Below are 20,261 nucleotides of genomic sequence, written 5' to 3'. Positions count from 1 at the left end.
CGCAGCGGGCCACGACGCGGCGACCAGGTCACCGTCGGCGTTGCGGACCAGAGGGGTGCGCAACCGGTCGGTGCCGGCGACGGAGGTGAAGCAGAAGCGGTCCTTGTCGGTGATCCACTCCTCGTTGACCTCCGGGTCGTCGCCGGCGAGGCGGCGCATCACCCGCCCGCGGCGGTGGTCGACCCGGATCGCGGCGCCGCACGCGTCGTGCTCGGCGACCGCCGGGGTGGAGACGAGGTCGAACGGCCGCGACCGGAACCGGTAGTCGGCGCTGGTGAGCGCACCGACCGGGCAGATCTGGATCGTGTTGCCCGAGAAGTAGGAGTGGAACGGCTGGCCGTCGGCCGTGCCGATCTGCTGCTGGGCGCCGCGCTCGACCAGGGCGATGAACGGGTCGCCGGCGATCTGCTCGGAGAACCGGGTGCACCGGGCACACAGCACGCAACGTTCGCGGTCGAGCAGCACCTGCCGGCTGACCTCGATCGGCTTGGGGAAGGTCCGCTTGGTCTCGACGAACCGGGAGTCCCCCCGGCCGTGGCTCATGGCCTGGTTCTGCAGGGGGCACTCGCCACCCTTGTCGCAGACCGGGCAGTCCAGCGGGTGGTTGATGAGCAGGAACTCCATGGTGCCGCGCTGGGCCTTCGCCGCGACCTCGGAGGTGTCCTGGGTCCGGACGACCATGCCGGCTGCCACCGCGATGGTGCAGGAGGCCTGCGGCTTGGGGAACCCGCGACCGTTCCCGGCGTCGGGGATGTCGACGAGGCACTGGCGGCACGCGCCGACCGGCTCGAGCAGGGGGTGGTCGCAGAATCGTGGGATCTCGGTGCCGATGAGCTCGGCGGCCCGGATGACCAGGGTGCCCTTGGGCACGCTGACCTCGACGTCGTCGATGGTCAGGGTGACCAGCTCGACGGGCGTGTCGGTGGAGCCCGTCCCGGTGGCGTCGACGGTCATGCGGGGACCTCCTGGCCGAACAGGGTGGAGGCGGCCGGTGGGAACAGCTCGGCCGACGGGGTGTGCATGCCGGCGTCGAACTCGGAGCGGAAGTACTGGATGGCCGACGTGATCGGGCTGGTGGCGCCGTCACCGAGGGCGCAGAACGAGCGCCCGAGGATGTTGTCGCACAGGTCGAGCAGCAGCTCGATGTCACCGGCCTGGCCCTGCCCGGAGTCGAGGCGGCGCAGGGTCTGCACCAGCCACCACGTCCCCTCCCGGCACGGCGTGCACTTGCCGCAGGACTCGTGCTTGTAGAACTCGGTCCAGCGCAGCACGCACCGCACCACCGAGGTGGTCTGGTCGAAGACCTGCAGCGCCTTGGTGCCCAGCATCGAGCCGGCGGCTCCCACGCCCTCGTAGTCCAACGGGACGTCGAGGTGCTCCGCGGTGAGGATCGGGGTCGAGGACCCTCCGGGCGTCCAGAACTTCAGCTCCGAGCCGTCACGCATCCCGCCCCCGAGCTCGAGGATCTCGCGCAGCGTGATCCCCAGGGGGGCCTCGTACTGTCCGGGGCGCTTGACGTGGCCCGAGAGCGAGTAGAGCGTGAAGCCCTTGCTCTTCTCGGTGCCCATGGAGCCGAACCAGTCCACGCCGTGGGCCAGGATCGCCGGCACCGAGGCGATCGACTCGACGTTGTTGATCACCGTGGGGCTCGCGTACAGACCCGCGACGGCGGGGAACGGCGGGCGGAGCCGCGGCTGACCGCGGCGCCCCTCCAGGGAGTCCAGCAACGCCGTCTCCTCGCCACAGATGTAGGCCCCGGCACCGGCGTGGACCACGACGTCCAGGCGGGTCCCGGACCCGGCCACGTCGGCACCGAGGTAGCCGGCCTCGTAGGCCTCGCGCACCGCGGCCTGCAGCCGGCGCACGACGTGCAGGACCTCGCCGCGCACGTAGATGAACGCCGTCTCGGCGCCGATCGCCCGGGAGGCGATGATGACGCCCTCGACGAGCGTGTGCGGGCTCGCCATCATGAGCGGGATGTCCTTGCAGGTGCCCGGCTCGGACTCGTCGGCGTTGACCACCAGGTAGCGCGGGTTGGGGTTGTCGGCCGGGATGAAGCTCCACTTCATGCCGGTGGGGAACCCGGCACCACCACGACCGCGCAGCCCGGAGTCCTTGACCAGCTCGATGATCTCGCCCGGCTCCATCGTGACGGCCCGGCGGAGCCCGTCGTAGCCGCCCTGCGCCTCGTAGGCGGCCAGCGTCCAGGCACGGTCGTCGGCCCAGTTGCGACTGAGGACGGGGGTCAGCACGTCAGTCATCTGCGCCTCCTCGGGCGTCGGCGTCGGACGTCTCGACGACGGTCTCGGACTCCGCGCGGCTCGTGTCGGCGGCGTCGGCCGCCTCGGTGGCGCTGTCGTCGGGCACCGCGGCGGACCGGTCGCCCGCCGGGGCGTCGTCGGTGGCCGGTGCGCTCCACCCGCGTTCGCCGGCGATCTGCAGCCCGGCCAGCGAGGGCCCGGCCGCAGCGGGTCCCTCGTCGACCCGGCCGTCCTCGAACCCGGCGAGCACCCGCTCGGCGTCACGCCATGACGTGATGGTGGCGCCGCGGGTGGCCTGCACGACCTCCCCGGCGCGCAGCCGGTCGACCAGGTCGACGGCCGACTCGGGGGTCTGGTGGTCGAAGAACTCCCAGTTGACCATCATGACCGGCGCGAAGTCGCAGGCCGCGTTGCACTCCAGATGCTCCAGGGTGACCGCGCCGTCGGCGGTGGTCTCGTCGTTGGCTACGTCGAGGTGCTCCTGGAGCCGCTCCAGGATCGCGTCGCCACCCATCACCGCGCACAAGGTGTTGGTGCAGACGCCGACGTGGTGCGTGCCCATGGGGCGCCGCTTGTACATCGTGTAGAAGGTCGCGACGCCGGACACCTCGGCGGGTGAGAGGCCGAGGATCTCGGCGCAGGTCTCGATGCCCTCGGTGGTCACGTGGCCCTGAACCGACTGCACCAGGTGCAGCATCGGCAGCAGACCCGACCGCGCCTCGGGGTACCGGCCAGCGATCTCCCGCAGCTCCCCCACCGTCTGGTCGTCGAGCGTGCTCATCGGTCAACACCCCCCATCACCGGGTCGATGCTGGCGACCGCGACGATGACGTCGGAGATCATGCCGCCCTCGCTCATGACCGAGGTGGCCTGCAGGTTGACGAACGACGGGTCCCGGAAGTGCACCCGGTACGGGCGGGTGCCGCCGTCGGACACCGCGTGGCAGCCGATCTCGCCACGGGGCGCCTCGATGGCCATGTAGGTCTGGCCCGTCGGCACCCGGAAGCCCTCGGTGACCAGCTTGAAGTGGTGGATCAGCGCCTCCATCGACTCGCCCATGATGCGGCGGATGTGCTCGGCGGAGTTGCCCTGGCCGTCGGCGCCCACGCTCAGCTGCGCCGGCCAGGCGATCTTGGCGTCGCCGATCATGACGGGGTCGCCCGCGCTGGCCTCGAGGCGGTCGATCGCCTGCTCGACGATGCGCATGGACTCCCACATCTCGTCGAGACGGACCCGGAACCGGCCGTAGGCGTCGGGTTCGTCCCGGGTCACGACGTCGAAGTCGTAGGTCTCGTAGCCCCAGTAGGGGTCGGTGCGCCGCAGGTCCCAGTCGTAGCCGGTGGCGCGCAGCGGCGGTCCGGAGATGCCCAGGGCCAGGCAACCGGCGAGGTCGAGGTGGCCGACGCCCTGGAGTCGACCCTTGAAGATCGGGTTGGCGTTGCAGAGCGCCGCGTACTCGGGCAGCCGCTTCTTGAGCAGGGCCACCTTGTCGCGCAGCAGGGCGATCGCACCGTCGGGCAGGTCCTGCGCGACGCCGCCCGGCCGGAAGTACGCGTGGTTCATGCGCAGCCCGCTGATGGCCTCGAACAGGTCGAGGATCAGCTCGCGGTCACGGAAGCCGCAGGTCATGACGGTGAGCGCACCGATCTCCATGCCGCCCGTGGCGATGCAGACCAGGTGCGAGCTGATGCGGTTCAGCTCCAGCATGAGGACACGGATGTCGAGGGCACGCTGCGGCACGATCGCGTCGATGCCCAGCAGCTTCTCGACCGCCCCGACGTACGCCGCCTCGTTCGAGAACGGCGCCACGTAGTCCATGCGGGTGCAGAAGGTGACGCCCTGGGTCCAGGTGCGGTACTCCATGTTCTTCTCGATGCCGGTGTGCAGGTAGCCGATGCCGGCCCGCGCGTCGGTGACGGTCTCGCCGTCGATCTCGAGGATCAGCCGGAGCACGCCGTGGGTCGACGGGTGCTGCGGACCCATGTTGACCACGATGCGGTCGCCGTCGGCCAACGAGGGGTCGATGGTGTCCCAGTCCTGGCCGGTGACGGTGAAGACCGGGCCCGACGTCGACTCGGTGGTGCCGGCGTACGGATCGGTCGTCCCGGTGTCGGTGGGGTGGGGGTCGGGGCTCATGAGTAGCTCCTCCGCTCGTCCGGTGGGGGCACCGTGGCGCCCTTGTACTCGACCGGGATGCCGCCGAGCGGGTAGTCCTTGCGCTGGGGATGACCGGGCCAGTCGTCGGGCATCAGGATGCGCGTGAGCGCCGGATGTCCGTCGAAGACCAGGCCGAACATGTCCCAGGCCTCCCGCTCGTGCCAGTCCGCGGTGGGGTAGATCGACACCACGCTGGGCACGTGCGGGTCGGTGTCCGGGGCAGTGGCCTCGACGCGGATGCGCCGCCGGTGCGTCATCGACAGCAGGTGCAGCACCACGTGCAGCTCGCGACCGGTCTCGGCGGGGTAGTGCACCGCCGAGAGCGACGAGCAGAACTCGAAGCGCAGCCCCGGGTCGTTGCGTAGGTGGGTGACGACCTCCAGCAGGGCCTGACGCGTGACGTGGAAGGTGATCTCGCCGCGGTCGACCACGACCTTCTCGACGGCGCCGGTGTGGCCGGCCTCGGTCAGGCGGGCCTCGAGCAGGTCGGCCACCTCGTCGAACCAGCCCCCGAACGGGCGGGCGCTGGCGGGAGGCATCGCGATGACCCGGTTGAGGCCACCGAAGCCGCTCGTGTCGCCGGTGTCGCCCGTGCCGAACGAGCCGCGGCGGACGTCGATGACCTCCAGCTGGGCGGCGTCGGCGGGCACGACAGGGGCGGGGGTACCGGCCTCGTCGGGGGTCGGCTCGTCGCTCATCGCATGAGCCCCTTCATCGCCGAGGTCGGCTCGGCCAGCAGGGCGGCACGCTCGATCTCGGCGATCTCGGTGGCGCGGTGGGCGCCGAGCTTGCCGGTCTGGATCTTGTCGTGCAGCTTCAGGATCGCGTCGATCAGCATCTCGGGCCGCGGCGGACAGCCGGGCAGGTACATGTCGACCGGGACCACGTGGTCGACGCCCTGGACGATCGCGTAGTTGTTGAACATGCCGCCGGAGCTGGCACAGACGCCCATGGCGAGCACGTACTTGGGCTCGGCCATCTGGTCGTAGATCTGGCGCAGGACCGGGGCCATCTTGTTGCTGACCCGGCCGGCGACGATCATCAGGTCGGCCTGGCGGGGGCTGGGACGGAACACCTCCATGCCGAACCGCGACGAGTCGTAGCGGGGCGCCCCGAAGGTCATCATCTCGATGGCGCAGCAGGCCAGACCGAACGTGGCCGGCCAGAACGACGCCTTGCGGAAGTAGCCCGCCAGGTCCTCGACGGTCGACAGCAGGACGCCACTGGGGAGTTTCTCCTCGAGGCCCATCAGGTCCACTCCATTCCGCCGCGGCGCCACTCGTACGCGTAGGCGATCGTGATGTTGACGAGGAAGAGCATCACCGCGAACACCGCGAACCACGTCATCTGGTCGAAGGCCACCGCGAAGGGGTAGAGGAACACGATCTCGATGTCGAAGACGATGAACATCATCGCGGTGAAGAAGTACTTGATGCTGACCTTGCCGCCGCCGTCGGGCAGGGGGCTCGGCGAGATGCCGGACTCGTACCGGTCCAGCTTGGCCCGGTTGTACCGGCGGGGGCCGGTGAGCGGGGCGATGGCCACACTGCCGACGGCGAAGGCAGCGGCGAGCGCGCCGAGCACCAGAATCGGGACGTAGGCGTCCACGTCACCTCCCGAACCACGAGCGGATGGTCTGCGGAGACTTTGTGACTTGATTCACAAGGTCACCGTGTCGCCACCTTATGCCCGTTCGGGACCACGCCCGTTACTTAGGTCACACTAAGTTGGTGACGTCGGTCACCCGTGGGGCTTGAACGACTGGTGGAGCGCCACGATGCCGCCGCTGAGGTTGTGCCACTCGACCCGTCCCCACCCCGCCTCGACCATGCGCAGTGCGAGGCCTCGTTGGTCGGGCCAGGCGCGGATCGACTCCGCCAGGTAGACGTACGACTCGGGGTTCGACGACACCCGACGGGCCACGGGCGGGAGCGCGCGCATGAGGTAGTTCGTGTACACGGTGCGGAACGGCGCCCAGGTCGGGGTGCTGAACTCGCAGACGACGATCCGTCCGCCCGGCCTGGTGACCCGCAGCATCTCGCGCAGTCCGGCGATGGGGTCGACGATGTTGCGCAGCCCGAACGAGATCGTGACGGTGTCGAACACCTCGTCGGCGAACGGCAGCCGCATCCCGTCACCGGCGGTGAACGGCAGACCCGGGAACTGTGCCTTGCCGACCGTCAGCATGCCGAGCGAGAAGTCGCAGGGGACGACGGTGGCGCCCGCCTCGGCGAACGGCTCGCTGGAGGTTCCGGTGCCGGCCGCCAGGTCGAGGATCAGGTCACCCGGCTGGGGAGCCACGAGGTCCACCACATGGGTGCGCCACCGACGGTCCTGGCCCAGCGACAGCACGTCGTTGGTCAGGTCGTACCGCTTGGCCACCTGGTCGAACATCCGGGCGACGTCGTGCGGCTCCTTGTCCAGTCCGGCTCGAGTCACCGGATCACTCTCCCACGGGTAGTCTCAGGAGGCATGAGCAACCCTGCGGCGTCGGAGACGTCAGCCGCGCACGCTCTGTTGCTCGTCCGCACCGTCGAGGTCCCCGATCCCGGTGCACTGCTGGACCTGCTGCCCCCCGGACCGGAGTCGCTGGCCTGGGTCCACGGTCAGGACGGCATCGTGGGCTGGGGCCGGGCCGCCGGGCTGGAGGTGTCCGGCCGGTGGCGCTTCGACGAGGCCCGCCGCTGGTGGGAGCAGACCGTCGAGCATGCCGTCGTCCGCGACGAGATCGGCCGTCCGGGTTCGGGCCTGGTGGCATTCGGCAGCTTCGACTTCGCGGCCGACGGTTCCGGCGCCCTGCACGTGCCGGCCGTCGTGGTCGGACGCCGCGACGGGGTCTGCTGGCTGAGCGTCATCGGTCCCACGATCACCGCCGTCCCCGAGCTGGCACCGGCCGAACCGCCGCACGCACCCCAGGGCACGGACCTGCAGGACGGTCCGGTGGACGCCGAGCAGTGGATGGCGGTCGTCGCCGAGGCCATCGCGCGCATCGGTGCCGACCGGCTCGACAAGGTCGTGCTCGCCCGCGAGCGGCTGGCGCGGTTCGAGCGGCCCCTCGACGTGCGGTGGCCGTTGCGCCGGCTGGCCCGCGAGTACCCCGCGTGCTGGACGTTCCACGTCGACGGGTTCTTCGGGTCGACCCCCGAGATGCTGGTGCGGCTCGAACGCGGACTGGTCACCTCGCGGGTGCTGGCCGGCACGATCCGCCGCACCGGCGACGACGCGCACGACGCCGCCCTGGCCGGGTCGCTCGCCCGGTCCAGCAAGGACCTGGAGGAGCACGAGTACGCCGTGCGCTCGGTGACCGACGCGCTCGCGCCGCACTGCACGGCGATGTCGGTGCCCGACGCGCCGTTCGTGCTGCACCTGCCCAACGTGATGCACCTGGCCACCGACGTGACCGGCGTGGTGCGCTCGCACACCAGCGCCCTGACCCTGGCCGCTGCGCTGCACCCCTCGGCCGCCGTGGGCGGCACCCCCACCCCGGACGCCGTGCGGCTGATCGCCGAGATCGAACGGCTCGACCGGGGCCGGTACGCCGGACCCGTCGGCTGGATCGGCGCGGGCGGCGACGGCGAGTGGGGCATCGGGCTGCGGTCGGCCGAGATCACCGACGACGGCCTCACGGCCCGACTCTTCGCCGGCTGCGGCATCGTGGCGGACTCGGTGCCGGCCGACGAGCTGGCCGAGTCCGACGCCAAGTTCGTCCCCGTCCGCGACGCCCTCTCCTGACCCCCGCGGGGCGGTGGATTCGCGACCGAAAGCGGGCCGCGGTGGATTCGCGACCGAATGAGGCCTCATTCGGTCGCGAAATCACCGCCAGGGCGGGAGGTAGAGGGGTCAGCGGGTGAGGGTGGGCCAGCGGGGGGAGAGCCCGTCGCCGGACGAGGTGCCTCGCAGGCGGCGACCCACCCACGGGGCCGCATGCTCGCGGGCCCAGACCAGGTGGGCCCGCACCTGGTCAGCCGTCGGCAGAGGTTCCCGCTCGGTGAGCGGCAGGGGCTGCAGCTCGTGCGCGACCTCCAACGCGTCGAGCACGGCGATCGCCATCCGCTGGTGCCCGGCGGCCGAGAGGTGCATCCGGTCGACGTCCCACAGGCGAGGATCGCGGTAGTCGCGCATCCGCCAGAGGTCGACCACGGTGGCCCCTCGCCGGTCGGCGACCTCGCGCACCAGCTCGTTGAAGAGCGCGAACCTGCCCCGCAGCGTGCGCAGGACCGCCGCCGGGCCGGGATCGGGCGCCGTGAACATCACCACGTGGGCCCCGCCGGCGACGAGCCGGCCGATCGCCACGTCGTAGTCGGCCACCAGCCCGTCGAGGTCGACCCGCGGCCTCAGCACGTCGTTGGCGCCCGCGTGGATCGTCACGAGGTCCGGCCTCAGGGCCAGCGCGGGCTCGATCTGCTCGGCCAGGATCGGCCGCAGCTTGCGCCCACGGATCGCCAGGTTGGCGTAGCCGAACCCCGGGTGCTCCAGCACCTCGGCGACCCGGTCGGCCCATCCGCGCACGCCGTGGGGGCGCGTCGGGTCGGGGTCACCGACCCCCTCGGTGAACGAGTCCCCCAGGGCCACGTAGCGGTCGAACGTCACCGCGTCACCCTAGCCCGCCCCTTCGCCCGCCCGGCCCCGCGATTCGTCACGAATCTCGGGGAGGTGGGCGGGGAGGAGGACGGTGAGGGGGTCAGCGGATGGTCTTCTTGCCGCCGTAGAGCAGGTTGATGAGGGTCGCGGCGTTCTTGTCGGTCTTCTCGTCGCGGTCGAACGTCGTGAGCGCGAGGACCGGCTTGAAGCGCTGGCGGGTGATCGCCTTGGAGTAGGTGAACTCCTTGAGGCCGTCGGCGCCGTGGATGCGGCCGAAGCCGGACTGGCCGACCCCGCCGAACGGCAGCGACGGCACGCCGGCGAAGGCGATGACGGCGTTGACCGACGTCATGCCCGAGCGGATGCGCTCGGCGATGCTGACCCCGTTGCGCTTGGAGAACACCGCGCCGGCGAGACCGTACTCGGTCGCGTTGGTGAGCCGGATCGCCTCGTCCATGTCGTCGACCGGGTTGACCACGAGGGTCGGGCCGAAGGTCTCCTCGGTGACGGCGGTGGAGTCCTCGGGGACGTGGGTGATGATCGTGGGCTGCACGAAGCGCTCGCCCACGGCGTCGACGCCGCCGAGGACGACGCGACCGCCCCGCTCGACCGCGTCCGCGACGTGACGACGGATGATGTCGATCTGGGACGGCATCGTGATGGGGCCGATCTTGGCGCCGTCGGTGCCCGCCGAGAGGTCAGCGGCACGCTGGGTCAGCTCGGCCATGAACGGCTCGAACACGGCCCGGTGGACGTAGACCCGCTCGGTGCCGATGCAGGTCTGCCCGGCGTTGGCCATGCCCGACCAGAGCGCACCGTCGGCGGCCGCGGCGAGGTCGGCGTCCTCGTCGACGATCAGCACGTCCTTGCCGCCGGCCTCGATGACCACCGGGGTGAGGTGCTCGGCGCAGGCGGCCATGACCTTCTTGCCGGTGGCGCCCGAGCCGGTGAACGCCAGCTTGTCGACACCGGCGTGACACAGCGCGGCACCGGTCTCGCCGAAGCCGGTGACGGCCTGCAGGACCGGGCGGCCCTCGACGACCTCGGTGAACGTGTCGGCCAGCCAGCGGCCGACACCCGGGGTGAACTCGCTGGGCTTGAAGACGACCGCGTTGCCGGCGGCGAGGGCGTAGGCCACCGAGCCGAGCGGCGTGAAGACCGGGTAGTTCCAGGGGCCGATGACGCCGACCACGCCGAGCGGCTGGTACTCCACCATCGACACCTGGTTGGCCATCAGCAGACCCGACGACACCTTCGAACGACCCAGCACCTTCTTGGCGTTCTTCGCCGCCCAGTGGATGTGGTCGATCGCCAGCGCGATCTCCAGCTGCGCGTCGCCGTGCGGCTTGCCGGTCTCCAGGTGCGAGACGTGGGCGAGCTGCGCCATGCGTCGGGTGATCACGCTGCGCCAGGTGAGCAGGTACTCGGCCCGACCGCTGAAGCCCAGGTCGCGCCACCAGATGGCCGCCAGACGCGCGCGCTCGACCGCGGCGTCGACGTCCTCGGCGGAGTGGATCGGGTGGGTGCCGACGACGTCGCCGTTGGCGGGGTTGAGCGAGTCGAACGTCGGGCCGTCGTGCACCGCCGAGGCGGAGGAGGCGGGTTCGTGGGTGGCGGTCATCGGGACTCCTTGATGAGGTCGGCTGCCTTCTCGCCGATCATGATGGTGGGGGCGTTGGTGTTGCCGCGTGGGACCCGCGGCATGACGGAGGCGTCGGCGACGCGGAGGCCTTCGACCCCATGGACGCGCAGGTCGGGACCGACGACGCTTCCCTCGACCGTACCCATCGAGCAGGTACCGACCGGGTGGTAGACCGTCTGGCCGATGCGGGCGACGGCCGCGAGGATCTCGTCGCGGGTGGGACGCCACGACCCCGGCAGCCACGGCTGCTCGATGAAGCCGCCCAGCGGACCGGCGCCGACCACGTCGTAGATGCGCTCGTAGCCGGCGACCATCGCGTCCAGGTCGGCCACGTCGTCGTAGTAGGCCGGTTCGATCTCGGGGTGCCACGTCGGGTCGGCCGACCGCAGCTGCAGGTAGCCCGTGCTCTCGACCCGCACCAGCGTCGACGCGATCGTCAACCCGCGCTTGGTGGGCTCGTGCAGCCCGTTGTCCCAGAACCCGGCCGGCAGCATGTGCAGCTGCAGGTCCGGCACGTCGAGGTCGTCGCGGGAGGTGAAGAAGGCGCCCGCCTCGGCGACGTTGGAGGTGAGCGGCCCGCGCCCGAACTTCTGCGCCATCAACAGGTTGCCGACCGACAGCTGCTCGGCCAGGTCGGTGGTGTGGCGGGTGTCGAACAGTGCGCCCGAGATCGGGTGGTCCTGCAGGTTGCGGCCGACGCCCGGCGAGTCGACGACCACGTCGATGCCGTGCGAGCGCAGGTGGGCGCCCGGACCGATGCCGGACAGCATCAGCAGCTGCGGGCTGTTGACGGCGCCGCCGCTGAGCACGATCTCCGAGCCGGCGTGGACCGTCTCGGTCCGGCCGCCCCGGCGGTAGGTGACACCCGTGGCGCGGGTGCCGTCCATCTCGATGCGCGTGACGAACGCCTCGGTGCGCACGGTCAGGTTGGGCCGCTGCATCGCCGGGCGGATGAACGCATCGGCCACGGACCAGCGACGACCCTTCTTGCAGGTGACCTGGTACATGCCGGCGCCCTCCTGCTCGGCGCCGTTGAAGTCGTCGGTGGGCTTGAAGCCGGCCGCCACGCAGGCCTCGACGAAGGCGTGGCTCATCTCGTGGTTCGAGCGCCGGTCCTCGACGTGCAGGGGGCCGTCGGTGCCGTGGAACTCGTCCCGCAGGCGCTGGTTGCCCTCGGACTTCTTGAAGTACGGCAGGACGTCGTCGTAGCCCCAACCCTCGGCCCCGTAGGCGTCGCGCCACTCGTCGTAGTCGGCCCGGTTGGCGCGGATGTAGATCATCGCGTTCATCGACGAACAGCCGCCGAGGCCCTTCATGCGGGGCCAGTCGGCGCGGCGTCCGCCGAGCAGCTTCTGCGGGGTCGTCTGGTACGACCAGTCCCACTTGGTGCGGAACAGCGTCGAGAACGCCGCCGGCAGGTGGATCATGTCGTCGTCGTCCATCGGGCCGGCCTCGAGCAGCAGCACCCGGACCGACGGGTCCTCGCTCAGGCGGGCTGCCACGACGCCGCCCGCACTGCCGGATCCGATGACGACGTAGTCGAAGTTCTCGGTGGTCATACGACCCTCTCGGTGGGGTGTGGCCGCCACGGCTCACGAGCAGCGGACGCCCGCGGACGGTTGTGGCCCGCGCCACAGGCGATGACCCGATCGTGACACACCGCTGACCGTGCCACAACCGCTGTCACGGTTCAGGCGAGCGCATCCCGCACCGCGCCCGACAGGCGCTGCTCGAGATCGCGTCGTCCGAACCGGTCGAGGGGCACCTCGACCACCTCGATCCCGGTGGGAGCCTGCGCCAGCACCGGCGCCAGACCCTCCACGGCGACCCGGTGGTGGGCGACACCGTGGGCCGCGCACAGGTCGGCGATGCTGCTGCCGGTGGGCGTGGCGTAGACCCGTTCAAAGGCGTCGGCGTACTCGGGGGCGCCCTGCTCCAGCAGCGAGAAGATGCTGCCGCCGTCGTCGGAGGCCACCACGACCGTGAGGTCGGGACGACGTTCCGCGACGCCGGCCAGCAGTCCGCCGGCGCCGTGCAGGAACGTCAGGTCCCCCATGTAGGCGAGGTTGCGGGTCGAGTCGCGGGCCAGCGCCGCCCCGATCGCGGTCGAGAGCATCCCGTCGATGCCGGCGAGCCCGCGGTTGGCCAGCACCATCCGCCGCTGGGACGCCGGGTGGGGCGCGGCGACCAGGTCGAGGTCGCGGATCGGGCTCGACGAGCCGACCACGAGCAGCCCGCCGGGCGGGACGGCGTCCCACACGGCCTGCGCGACCCGCTGCGGGTCGTCGGGACCGAGGGTCGCCTCGATCGCGTCGATCGCCCGACGGTCCTCCTCGTGCCAGTCGGCGTACCAGCCGAAGTCGCCGGGTCCGTCGACCATGACGTCGCGCACGAACCGCACTGACGGTCCGGGCACGGTCGGGAAGGTCCGCGGTCCTCCGACGTGCACGACCTCGAGGCCGGGTCGGGCCAACAGGGCGGTGACCTCGCGGGACAGGGTCGGGTGGCCGAACGACACGACCCGTTGGATCTGGTCGGCGAGCGCCGAGTGCGCCAGCAGCATGCGGCCGGCCGTCATGGCCTGGTCCCCGCGCCGCGCGCCGGAGCTGGGTTCGGCGATCAACGGCCACCGCCCCTCCCGCGCGATCCGGCGGGCAGCCTTCGGTGAGTCGTCACCGGCGACGACGACGGTGCGAGGTCCCGAGCGCAGCCGGTCGGCCCGCCGGTCGGTCGACGGCGCGGCGACGGGCGGGTACGACGGGACCGGACCGGTCGTGGTGTCGATCAGGGGCTCGTCGAGCTCGACGTTGAGGTGCTGGGGGGCGGCGACGGCCTTCAGGTCGGCCGCGTGCTCGGCGTACGCGATGCCCGGGAAGATGCGGCGCTGGTCGGTGGTCTGGTTGGCACCCGTGCCGCGCAGCCGGCCCGGGCGGTCGGCCGTGACGGCGATCAGCCGCACACCGGCGTGCTGGGCCTCGAGCATCGCCGGGTGCAGGTTCGCGACGGCGGTGCCCGACGTCGTGACGACGGGCACGGGACGCCGGCTCACCTTGGCCATGCCGAGCGCGAGGAAGCCGGCCTCCCGTTCATCGACGCGCACGTGCAGGCGCACCTGGCCACGCCGCTCGGCCTCGTGCAGCACCAGGGCGATCGGGCCGGAGCGCGAGCCCGGTGCGAGCACCGCGTCCGTCACGCCCAGGGCCAGCAGCCGGCCCAGCACGTCGAGGGCCAGTCGGGTCGACGTCATGCCTCCACCACCTCTCGCACCCGCTCGAACCGGGACCACCACCAGGCCTCCGTCGCGGGGTCGGCGCGGTGCCGCGCCGCGACCTCGGGGTCGACCTGCGGTCGCCGCACGCTGATGCTGCCGTCGACCGCCACGAGCGGGTCACGGACGACGTCGCCGTCGAGCAGGCTCGTCGTGGCCAGTCCGCAGGCATGCGGCAGCTCCGGGAGCGCGGCGGCGAGCGCGAGCCCGGCGGCCAGCCCGACGGAGGTGTCCAGGGCACTGGAGACGACGACCGGCAGACCGATCTGCTCCGCCACCTCCAGGCACCGTCGGACGCCGCCCAACGGGTGCACCTTGAGCACGGCGATGTCGGCCGCCTCGAGGTCGGCCACCCGGAACGGGTCGTCGGCCCGCCGGATCGACTCGTCCGCGGCCACGGGCACGTCGGTCTCGCGGCGGACGGCCGCGAGGTCCTCGACCCGGGCACAGGGCTGCTCGACGTACTCCAGCCGCACCGCCTCGTGCAGGACGGCGACGGCGAGCACCGCCTCGGCGACACCCCATCCACCGTTCGCGTCGACGCGCACGTGGCCGTCGGGGCCGATCGCCTCCCGCACCGCCTCGACTCGGGCCCGGTCGTCGGCGAGCGTCTGGCCGGCCTCGGCCACCTTGACCTTCGCGGTGCTGCAGCCACTGGCCCGCACGATCGCCGCAGCCGCCTCGGGGTCGACGGCGGGCACGGTGCAGTTGACGGGGACGGTGTCGCGCACAGGGGCGGGCCAGCTGCCGGTGGCGGCGTCGACGGCCGCCCGGAACCACACCGCGGCCTCGGCGTCGTCGTACTCGGGGAACGGGCTGAACTCGCCCCAGCCGGAGGGGCCCTCGAAGACCATGCCGTCGCGTCGCGTCACGCCGCGGAACCGCGTGCGCATCGGGATCGAGAACACGAGCGGCTGCACGCGCGAGAGCCTAGCGGCCCGGCGACCCTGCGGCGTGTCGAATCACCTGCTCGCGTCACGGCCGTGAGCAGGTTGCGTCCCACCACCCCCCTCCTAGGGTGGCGACATGGCCACCATCGCTGTCGTCGGGGGCGCAGGGCAGATCGCTCGCCACCTCCATCCACTCCTTCTCGCCGCCGGGCACCGTCCCGTCGCGCTCGTGCGTCGCCGTGAGCAGGCCGACGAGCTCGGCGCTCTCGGGGTCGACTCCCGCCTGCTGGACCTCGAGGCCGCCGGGCACGACGAGTTCGTCGCGGCCCTCGAGGGCGCCGACGCCGTGGTGTTCGCCGCCGGCGGAGGGGCCGACGGCGACCCCGAGCGCAAGCGCACGGTCGACCTGGAGGGGTCGCTGAAGTCGATCGCCGCGGCGTCGGCGCTCGGTGTCGACCGGTTCGTGCAGGTGTCGGCGATCGGTGTCGACGCGCCCGTGCCCGACGACACCCCGGAGGTGTGGCGCGCGTACGTGGAGGCCAAGCGGGCTGCCGACGTGGCGCTGCGGGAGTCCGACCTCGCCTGGACGATCCTGCGGCCCGGCGGACTCACCGACGACGAGCCCACCGGCCGCGTCACCCTCGCGGCCGACGTGGAGCGCAGCGAGATCCCCCGCGCCGACGTGGCCGCCGTGATCGCCGCCGTGATCGACGACGGCCGGGCGGTCCGGCAGCAGTGGGAGCTGGTCGGCGGGCAGGTGCCGGTGCTGGAGGCCGTCACCGCCGCCACGACCACCTGACCCACGTTCGTCGGTGGGCAGCCGCGAGAACGAGAGCGTCGTGATTACGCGTTCGCCAGCCCGAGGAACGAGGGCGTGAGCGAAGCGAGGCGAACCCACACGCGAGCCGGCGCCTCGGGCTCGTTCCTCGCCCTCACGGTCGCTCCGCTCCCTGGCGAACGGGGCCGTGCTCGCCAGCCCGAGCTGGCGAGGGCGTGAGCGCAGCGAGGCGAACCTCACGTGAGGGAACGCCTCGGGCTCGTTCCTCGCCCTCACGGTCGCTCCGCTCCCTGGCGACCGCGCCCGGCGACACGGGACGCGCCTATGGACCTGCCAGGGCGCGGGCTGCGGCGCGGTCGGGCTTGCCGTTCGGCAGCATCGGGATCGCGTCGACCAGCACCACGTCGCGCGGCGCCCAGGTCCTCGGGTGGCCGGCCGCCTCGACGACGTCGCGCAGCGCGTCCAGCCGCAACGCGTCGAGGCACACCGACTCGCCCGGGACCACCACGGCCACGACGCGCTGACCCCACTCGTCGTCGGGTACGCCCACGGCGAGCGCGTCGCCCACGCCGTCCGCGGCCTGCAGGGCAGCGGTGACCGCCGGGAGCGGCACGTTGACGCCCCCACTCACGACCACGTCGTCACGGCGGCCCAGGATCCGCAACCGGCCGTCCACCCACTCGCCGAGGTCGGCCGTGGCGAACCACTCGCCGACGCGTGGTTCGTCGCGGTAGCCGTCGAACAGGACCGGTCCCGCGACGTGCACCTGCTGGTCGTCGTCGATGCGGACCTCGACCCCGTCCAGCGGGACGCCGTCGTACACACAACCGCCGCAGGTCTCGCTCATGCCGTAGGTCCTGACGACCGGCAGGCCGAGATCCCGAGCACGGGCGACCAGCTCCTGAGGCACCGCCGCTCCGCCCACGAGGACGGCGTCGAACCCGGCCCACTCGCCGACCTCGCCGCCGGCGACGATCCGGTGCAGCTGGGTCGGCACGACCGAGACGTACCGACGGGGAGCGGTCAGGTCGGACCGGTCCTCCGCCGGGACGAACCCGGCCAGCAACGACCGCACGACGACCTGCAGGCCGGCCACCCCGGTCGGGGGCAGCGCCAGGAGCCACTGGCCCGGGCCGCCGAGCCGCTCGTGTGTCGCGGCCACGGAGGCACGGACGGCGGCCGGCGAGAGCACCACGTCCTTCGGCCGGCCGGTGCTGCCGGAGGTCCGGACCCACAGGGGCTCGTCGCCGTCCAGCCAGGCCCGCAGCAGCGGCACCAGCTCGGTGGCCGAGCCGGACAGCGGACGCAGCCCCACGGTCACGTCGGCTCGCCCGGCACCGCCGGCTCGGGCAGGGGGCGGACCAGGTAGATCCACGGGAACCAGGTACCGCCCACCCGCTGCCACCCGTCGCGCTCGAGCGCCGCAACCTGCCGGCTGCCGACGACGGCACGGTGGTGCTCCCACTGGACCTCGTCGCGCTCGATGTCGTGGTAGCCGGGTCCGGCGGCGACCGAGCGCCACCCGTGCCTGCCCCACTCCTCCAGCACGTCCATCTCGGTGAACGCGGTCATCCCCACGAGCCGGCGCCGCACGGCCGAGTCCTCGGGCACGTCCTCCTTGGAGCCGAAGCGTTGCTGGGCGGCCTGACGCGACATGCCCAGCGCCGAGCCGATCGCCTCCCAGCTCCAGCCGGCCGCCCGCGCCGCGGCGACCGAGGACCGCAGCAGGTCGGACATCCGCTCGGTGGCCCGGGCGGTCAGCACCACCAGGTCGAGGTGCGCCTGCGGGTCCGGACCGAGACGCCGCGCGATGGTGGGGTCGGCCTGGGACAGGGCCGCGGCCAGCAGGTCGGACAGTTCGTCGGTCACGGCGCTCCCTCCGCCGTCGGCTCGTCGGCCGGCGGGATCCCCGGTGCCTTCGGCTGCGGACCCAGCAGCTGGTAGACGACGGAGGCCAGCAGCACCGCGACCGCGGCGAACCCGCCCAGCCGCAGCCACCCGCTCTCGAGGGTCAGGCTGCTGGCCCCGAGCACGACGATCGCGACGAGCAGTCCGTACGGGGTGGGTCGGTCCATGCGTCAACGCTACCTTGACGGGGGTCACGCGGACCCTCCGCCGGTGGTGGCAGACTGCTGCCTTGTGACCTCTCCGAGCCCCACCCGCCTCTGGATCGCCGGAGCCCGGCCCCGGACCCTGCCGGCCGCCGTCGCCCCCGTGGTCGCCGGCACCGGCGCGGCTGCCTTCGCCGACGCGGTCGTGTGGTGGAAGGTGCTGCTCGCCCTGGGGGTCTCGCTGGCCCTCCAGATCGGCGTCAACTTCGCCAACGACTACTCCGACGGGGTCCGCGGCACCGACGACGACCGGGTCGGTCCCCTCCGGCTCGTCGGCTCCGGCCTGGTCCCGGCAGGGCGGGTCAAGGCTGCTGCCCTCGGGTTCCTCGGGCTCGGCGCCGCCCTCGGGTTCGCGCTGGCCGCCACGACGACGTGGTGGTTGCTGCTGGTCGGGGTCGCCGCCCTCGCCGCCGCATGGACCTACACCGGCGGACCCTCGCCCTACGGGTACCGGGCGCTCGGCGAGGTGAGCGTGTTCCTGTTCTTCGGGCTGGTGGCCGTGCTGGGGACGGAGTACGTCCAGGCCGAACGGATCACCGCTCCCGGGGTCGCGGCAGCGATCGGGGTCGGTGCGCTCGCCTGCGCGATCCTCGTCGCGAACAACCTGCGCGACATCCCCACCGACACCGTCTCGGGCAAGCGCACGCTGGCCGTCGTCCTCGGCGACGCCCGCTCCCGGACCTTCTACCTCCTGCTGCACCTGACCGCCGCCGCGACGCTTGCCTGGGCGGCGTTCTCGACCCCCTGGGCTCTCCTGGGCCTGGTGGCCCTGCCGCTGGGTGCCCGGGGAGCGCGGACGGTGCTGGGCGGAGCCACCGGTCCGGCGCTGATCCCCGTGCTGCGCGACACCGGTCTGGCCCAGCTGGTCTACGCGGCGGGCCTCGCGGCCGGTCTCGCCATCGGCGCGTGACCCGCGCCGGTCACGTCGGGAGGGTGAGGACCCCGGTGCGGTCGTAGTCGGCCAGCGCCGCGGTGAACGGTGCCGGGTCGAGGTCGTGCTCGGCCAGCCAGGCGTCGCTCTGGTAGGTACCGGCGTACCGCTCACCGCCGTCGCACAGCAGGGTGACGATGCTGCCGGTCTCGCCGGCGAGACGCATCCGGTCGGCGACCTGCAGGGCGGCCCACACGTTGGTGCCGGTCGACCCGCCGACCGAGCGACCCAACCGGTCCGACACCCATCGCATGGTCGCCACGGACGCCGCATCGGGCACCCGCAGCATGTCGTCGATGACGCCGCCCACGAACGACGGCTCGATGCGCGGACGCCCGATGCCCTCGATCCTGGAGCTGGCGCCAGTGGTCACGTCGGACCGGTCCTGGTCCCAGCCGTCGTAGAACGCGGAGTTCTCGGGGTCGGCCACCAGCACGCGGGTGGGGTGCCGGCGGTAGCGCACGAACCGGCCGATCGTCGCCGACGTGCCGCCGGTGCCCGCGCTGACCACGACCCAGCTGGGCACCGGGTGCGGCTCGGCGGCCAGCTGCTCGAAGATCGACTCGGCGATGTTGTTGTTGCCGCGCCAGTCGGTCGCCCGCTCCGCGAAGGTGAACTGGTCCATGTAGTGACCGCCGCACTCCGCCGCGATCCGCGCCGCCTCGGCGTACACCTCGCCGGCCTGATGCACGAAGTGGCACCGGCCGCCGTGCCACTCGATCAGCGCGATCTTCTCGCGGCTGGTGCTGGCCGGCATCACGGCGACGAACGGCAGCCCGATGAGCCGCGCGAAGTAGGCCTCGCTCACCGCCGTCGACCCGCTCGACGCCTCGACGACCGTCGAGTCCGGCCCGAGCCACCCGTTGCAGAGGGCGTAGAGGAACAGCGATCGGGCCAGCCGGTGCTTCAGGCTGCCGGTGGGGTGCACCGATTCGTCCTTCAGGTACAGGTCGACCCCGGGGGTCGCGATGTCCAGCACGTGCAGGTGGGTGTCGGCACTGCGGTTGGCGTCCGCCTCGACCCGGCGGACGGCCTCGTCGATCCAGGCGCGTCGCTCAGTCGACGTCTTCGGCACGACGGGATTCCTCGATCCGGCTGTTGACCTGCTCGGCCTTCCGGGCGATGTCGGCCGCCAGGTTCTCGCGCAGACCGCTGAGCGCCCGGATCGAGATGATGGCCGAGATGACCAGCGAGACGAACAGGATCACCAGATTGGTCAGCTCGGACCGTTCGACCCAGGTCCAGCAGACGGCCCACACCACGGCGTAGGTGAGCACGAAGATGCCCAACCGGGCGAGCGTGTAGGTCCAGAGCGCCTTCATGGGCCCAGCCTAGTTGCGAACCGTTGGGTACGGTGGCCCGCATGGGCAAGGCGTTGCTGGTGGTCATCGCGGTGGTGCTGGTCGTCTACTCGTTCTTCGACCTGCTCGCGACGCCCAAGGACCGGGTGCGCTTCGCGCCGAAGTTCGTCTGGATCGTCCTGGTGCTGCTGGTGCCGTTCGTCGGCCCGTTGGCATGGATCGTCCTCGGCACCCGGCGCATCGTCCCCCCGCCGCCGCCCGGTCGCGGCCGGCCCGGCCCGCGCGGGCCCCGTGGCCCCGACGACGACCCGGACTACCTGCGCGGCATCTGAACCGGCGGC

At 72.2% G+C, this 20,261-nt stretch carries 22 protein-coding genes; 4 read left to right on the top strand and 18 right to left on the bottom strand.

The window, feature by feature from the left end; translation table 11 throughout:
• The 8 genes from HMPREF0063_RS17165 to HMPREF0063_RS15410 all read right to left on the bottom strand — a co-directional run.
• Window positions 1-954: 2Fe-2S iron-sulfur cluster-binding protein (locus HMPREF0063_RS17165; protein ID WP_007079642.1), on the bottom strand; the 954-nt coding region annotated here is incomplete at its 3' end.
• Window positions 951-2,261 (bottom strand): NADH-quinone oxidoreductase subunit NuoF, encoded by a 1,311-nt coding sequence (nuoF, locus tag HMPREF0063_RS15440; RefSeq protein WP_007079641.1) that lies wholly within the window; start codon window positions 2,259-2,261, stop codon window positions 951-953. The genes nuoF and HMPREF0063_RS17165, both read right to left, overlap by 4 nt.
• A complete protein-coding gene (gene nuoE / locus HMPREF0063_RS15435) occupies window positions 2,254-3,042 on the bottom strand; it encodes an NADH-quinone oxidoreductase subunit NuoE (RefSeq protein WP_007079640.1) in 789 nt (262 codons plus the stop codon). The genes nuoF and nuoE overlap by 8 nt, the downstream gene beginning before the upstream one ends.
• Window positions 3,039-4,397: an NADH-quinone oxidoreductase subunit D gene (locus HMPREF0063_RS15430; RefSeq protein WP_007079639.1), complete on the bottom strand. Its 1,359-nt coding sequence runs from the start codon at window positions 4,395-4,397 to the stop codon at window positions 3,039-3,041. Before HMPREF0063_RS15430 ends, nuoE begins: the two co-directional genes overlap by 4 nt.
• On the bottom strand, window positions 4,394-5,116 hold the full coding sequence (locus tag HMPREF0063_RS15425; protein ID WP_007079638.1) for an NADH-quinone oxidoreductase subunit C: 723 nt from the start codon (window positions 5,114-5,116) through the stop codon (window positions 4,394-4,396). The genes HMPREF0063_RS15430 and HMPREF0063_RS15425 overlap by 4 nt, the downstream gene beginning before the upstream one ends.
• Window positions 5,113-5,667: a NuoB/complex I 20 kDa subunit family protein gene (locus tag HMPREF0063_RS15420; RefSeq protein WP_007079637.1), complete on the bottom strand. Its 555-nt coding sequence runs from the start codon at window positions 5,665-5,667 to the stop codon at window positions 5,113-5,115. The genes HMPREF0063_RS15425 and HMPREF0063_RS15420 overlap by 4 nt, the downstream gene beginning before the upstream one ends.
• Window positions 5,667-6,026 carry an NADH-quinone oxidoreductase subunit A gene (locus HMPREF0063_RS15415; protein WP_007079636.1) on the bottom strand — a complete coding sequence of 120 codons (360 nt, stop codon included), beginning with the start codon at window positions 6,024-6,026 and terminating at the stop codon, window positions 5,667-5,669. The genes HMPREF0063_RS15420 and HMPREF0063_RS15415 overlap by 1 nt, the downstream gene beginning before the upstream one ends.
• A 132-nt stretch (window positions 6,027-6,158) precedes the next feature.
• Window positions 6,159-6,857 (bottom strand): demethylmenaquinone methyltransferase, encoded by a 699-nt coding sequence (locus HMPREF0063_RS15410; RefSeq protein ID WP_007079635.1) that lies wholly within the window; start codon window positions 6,855-6,857, stop codon window positions 6,159-6,161.
• Window positions 6,858-6,890: 33 nt separating this feature from the next.
• Here HMPREF0063_RS15410 and HMPREF0063_RS15405 point away from each other — a divergent pair, with 33 nt between their 5' ends.
• Entirely contained in the window at window positions 6,891-8,150 is a 1,260-nt protein-coding gene (locus tag HMPREF0063_RS15405; protein WP_007079634.1) for an isochorismate synthase, read from the top strand.
• A 108-nt stretch (window positions 8,151-8,258) separates the two neighbouring features.
• Here the strand turns inward: HMPREF0063_RS15405 and HMPREF0063_RS15400 are convergent, their stop codons facing one another.
• The 5 genes from HMPREF0063_RS15400 to HMPREF0063_RS15380 form a co-directional block, all read right to left on the bottom strand.
• Complete coding sequence (locus HMPREF0063_RS15400; RefSeq protein WP_007079633.1) at window positions 8,259-9,008, bottom strand: SGNH/GDSL hydrolase family protein; 750 nt, start codon at window positions 9,006-9,008, stop codon at window positions 8,259-8,261.
• Between the two features lie 91 nt (window positions 9,009-9,099).
• Window positions 9,100-10,620 (bottom strand): aldehyde dehydrogenase family protein, encoded by a 1,521-nt coding sequence (locus HMPREF0063_RS15395; RefSeq protein ID WP_007079632.1) that lies wholly within the window; start codon window positions 10,618-10,620, stop codon window positions 9,100-9,102.
• Window positions 10,617-12,200 carry a GMC family oxidoreductase gene (locus HMPREF0063_RS15390; protein ID WP_007079631.1) on the bottom strand — a complete coding sequence of 528 codons (1,584 nt, stop codon included), beginning with the start codon at window positions 12,198-12,200 and terminating at the stop codon, window positions 10,617-10,619. The genes HMPREF0063_RS15395 and HMPREF0063_RS15390 overlap by 4 nt, the downstream gene beginning before the upstream one ends.
• 131 nt (window positions 12,201-12,331) lie before the next feature.
• Entirely contained in the window at window positions 12,332-13,888 is a 1,557-nt protein-coding gene (menD, locus tag HMPREF0063_RS15385; protein ID WP_007079630.1) for a 2-succinyl-5-enolpyruvyl-6-hydroxy-3-cyclohexene-1-carboxylate synthase, read from the bottom strand.
• Entirely contained in the window at window positions 13,885-14,829 is a 945-nt protein-coding gene (locus HMPREF0063_RS15380; RefSeq protein ID WP_007079629.1) for an o-succinylbenzoate synthase, read from the bottom strand. The genes menD and HMPREF0063_RS15380 overlap by 4 nt, the downstream gene beginning before the upstream one ends.
• A 106-nt stretch (window positions 14,830-14,935) precedes the next feature.
• Between HMPREF0063_RS15380 and HMPREF0063_RS15375 the strand changes: the two genes are divergently transcribed.
• Window positions 14,936-15,598 carry an SDR family oxidoreductase gene (locus HMPREF0063_RS15375; RefSeq protein ID WP_007079628.1) on the top strand — a complete coding sequence of 221 codons (663 nt, stop codon included), beginning with the start codon at window positions 14,936-14,938 and terminating at the stop codon, window positions 15,596-15,598.
• Between the two features lie 301 nt (window positions 15,599-15,899).
• Here HMPREF0063_RS15375 and HMPREF0063_RS15370 read toward each other — a convergent pair whose 3' ends face one another.
• From HMPREF0063_RS15370 to HMPREF0063_RS15360, 3 genes are read right to left on the bottom strand one after another with little or no spacing between them, the layout of a single operon-like run.
• Window positions 15,900-16,898 (bottom strand): AMP-binding protein, encoded by a 999-nt coding sequence (locus HMPREF0063_RS15370; protein ID WP_007079626.1) that lies wholly within the window; start codon window positions 16,896-16,898, stop codon window positions 15,900-15,902.
• Entirely contained in the window at window positions 16,895-17,446 is a 552-nt protein-coding gene (locus HMPREF0063_RS15365; protein WP_007079625.1) for a hypothetical protein, read from the bottom strand. Before HMPREF0063_RS15365 ends, HMPREF0063_RS15370 begins: the two co-directional genes overlap by 4 nt.
• Complete coding sequence (locus HMPREF0063_RS15360) at window positions 17,443-17,652, bottom strand: hypothetical protein (RefSeq protein ID WP_007079624.1); 210 nt, start codon at window positions 17,650-17,652, stop codon at window positions 17,443-17,445. Before HMPREF0063_RS15360 ends, HMPREF0063_RS15365 begins: the two co-directional genes overlap by 4 nt.
• Here HMPREF0063_RS15360 and HMPREF0063_RS15355 point away from each other — a divergent pair.
• Entirely contained in the window at window positions 17,651-18,598 is a 948-nt protein-coding gene (locus tag HMPREF0063_RS15355; RefSeq protein WP_007079623.1) for a 1,4-dihydroxy-2-naphthoate polyprenyltransferase, read from the top strand. The two genes, HMPREF0063_RS15360 and HMPREF0063_RS15355, sit on opposite strands and share 2 nt — an antisense overlap.
• Before the next feature lie 10 nt (window positions 18,599-18,608).
• Here the strand turns inward: HMPREF0063_RS15355 and cds1 are convergent, their stop codons facing one another.
• Window positions 18,609-19,694 (bottom strand): L-cysteine desulfhydrase Cds1, encoded by a 1,086-nt coding sequence (cds1, locus tag HMPREF0063_RS15350; protein WP_007079622.1) that lies wholly within the window; start codon window positions 19,692-19,694, stop codon window positions 18,609-18,611.
• Window positions 19,675-19,941, bottom strand: a complete 267-nt coding sequence (locus HMPREF0063_RS15345) for a DUF4229 domain-containing protein (protein ID WP_007079621.1) — start codon at window positions 19,939-19,941, stop codon at window positions 19,675-19,677. Before HMPREF0063_RS15345 ends, cds1 begins: the two co-directional genes overlap by 20 nt.
• 41 nt (window positions 19,942-19,982) lie before the next feature.
• Here HMPREF0063_RS15345 and HMPREF0063_RS15340 point away from each other — a divergent pair, with 41 nt between their 5' ends.
• Entirely contained in the window at window positions 19,983-20,252 is a 270-nt protein-coding gene (locus HMPREF0063_RS15340; RefSeq protein ID WP_007079620.1) for a PLDc N-terminal domain-containing protein, read from the top strand.
• The last annotated feature ends 9 nt before the right edge of the window (window positions 20,253-20,261 follow it).

This window comes from Aeromicrobium marinum DSM 15272 (assembly GCF_000160775.2).
GTDB classification, from domain to species: domain Bacteria; phylum Actinomycetota; class Actinomycetes; order Propionibacteriales; family Nocardioidaceae; genus Aeromicrobium; species Aeromicrobium marinum.
This window is presented reverse-complemented; position numbering and strand designations above follow the sequence as displayed.

Bases quoted from the DNA above. Each gene is read 5' to 3' on its own strand.
- nuoF (WP_007079641.1), bottom strand. From the start codon at position 2,261: ATGACTGACGTGCTGACCCCCGTCCTCAGTCGCAACTGGGCCGACGAC.
- nuoE (WP_007079640.1), bottom strand. From the start codon at position 3,042: ATGAGCACGCTCGACGACCAGACGGTGGGGGAGCTGCGGGAGATCGCT.
- HMPREF0063_RS15430 (WP_007079639.1), bottom strand. From the start codon at position 4,397: ATGAGCCCCGACCCCCACCCCACCGACACCGGGACGACCGATCCGTAC.
- HMPREF0063_RS15425 (WP_007079638.1), bottom strand. From the start codon at position 5,116: ATGAGCGACGAGCCGACCCCCGACGAGGCCGGTACCCCCGCCCCTGTC.
- HMPREF0063_RS15420 (WP_007079637.1), bottom strand. From the start codon at position 5,667: ATGGGCCTCGAGGAGAAACTCCCCAGTGGCGTCCTGCTGTCGACCGTC.
- HMPREF0063_RS15405 (WP_007079634.1), top strand. From the start codon at position 6,891: ATGAGCAACCCTGCGGCGTCGGAGACGTCAGCCGCGCACGCTCTGTTG.
- HMPREF0063_RS15395 (WP_007079632.1), bottom strand. From the start codon at position 10,620: ATGACCGCCACCCACGAACCCGCCTCCTCCGCCTCGGCGGTGCACGAC.
- HMPREF0063_RS15390 (WP_007079631.1), bottom strand. From the start codon at position 12,200: ATGACCACCGAGAACTTCGACTACGTCGTCATCGGATCCGGCAGTGCG.
- menD (WP_007079630.1), bottom strand. From the start codon at position 13,888: ATGACGTCGACCCGACTGGCCCTCGACGTGCTGGGCCGGCTGCTGGCC.
- HMPREF0063_RS15375 (WP_007079628.1), top strand. From the start codon at position 14,936: ATGGCCACCATCGCTGTCGTCGGGGGCGCAGGGCAGATCGCTCGCCAC.
- HMPREF0063_RS15355 (WP_007079623.1), top strand. From the start codon at position 17,651: ATGCGTCAACGCTACCTTGACGGGGGTCACGCGGACCCTCCGCCGGTG.
- HMPREF0063_RS15360 (WP_007079624.1), bottom strand. From the start codon at position 17,652: ATGGACCGACCCACCCCGTACGGACTGCTCGTCGCGATCGTCGTGCTC.
- HMPREF0063_RS15345 (WP_007079621.1), bottom strand. From the start codon at position 19,941: ATGAAGGCGCTCTGGACCTACACGCTCGCCCGGTTGGGCATCTTCGTG.
- HMPREF0063_RS15340 (WP_007079620.1), top strand. From the start codon at position 19,983: ATGGGCAAGGCGTTGCTGGTGGTCATCGCGGTGGTGCTGGTCGTCTAC.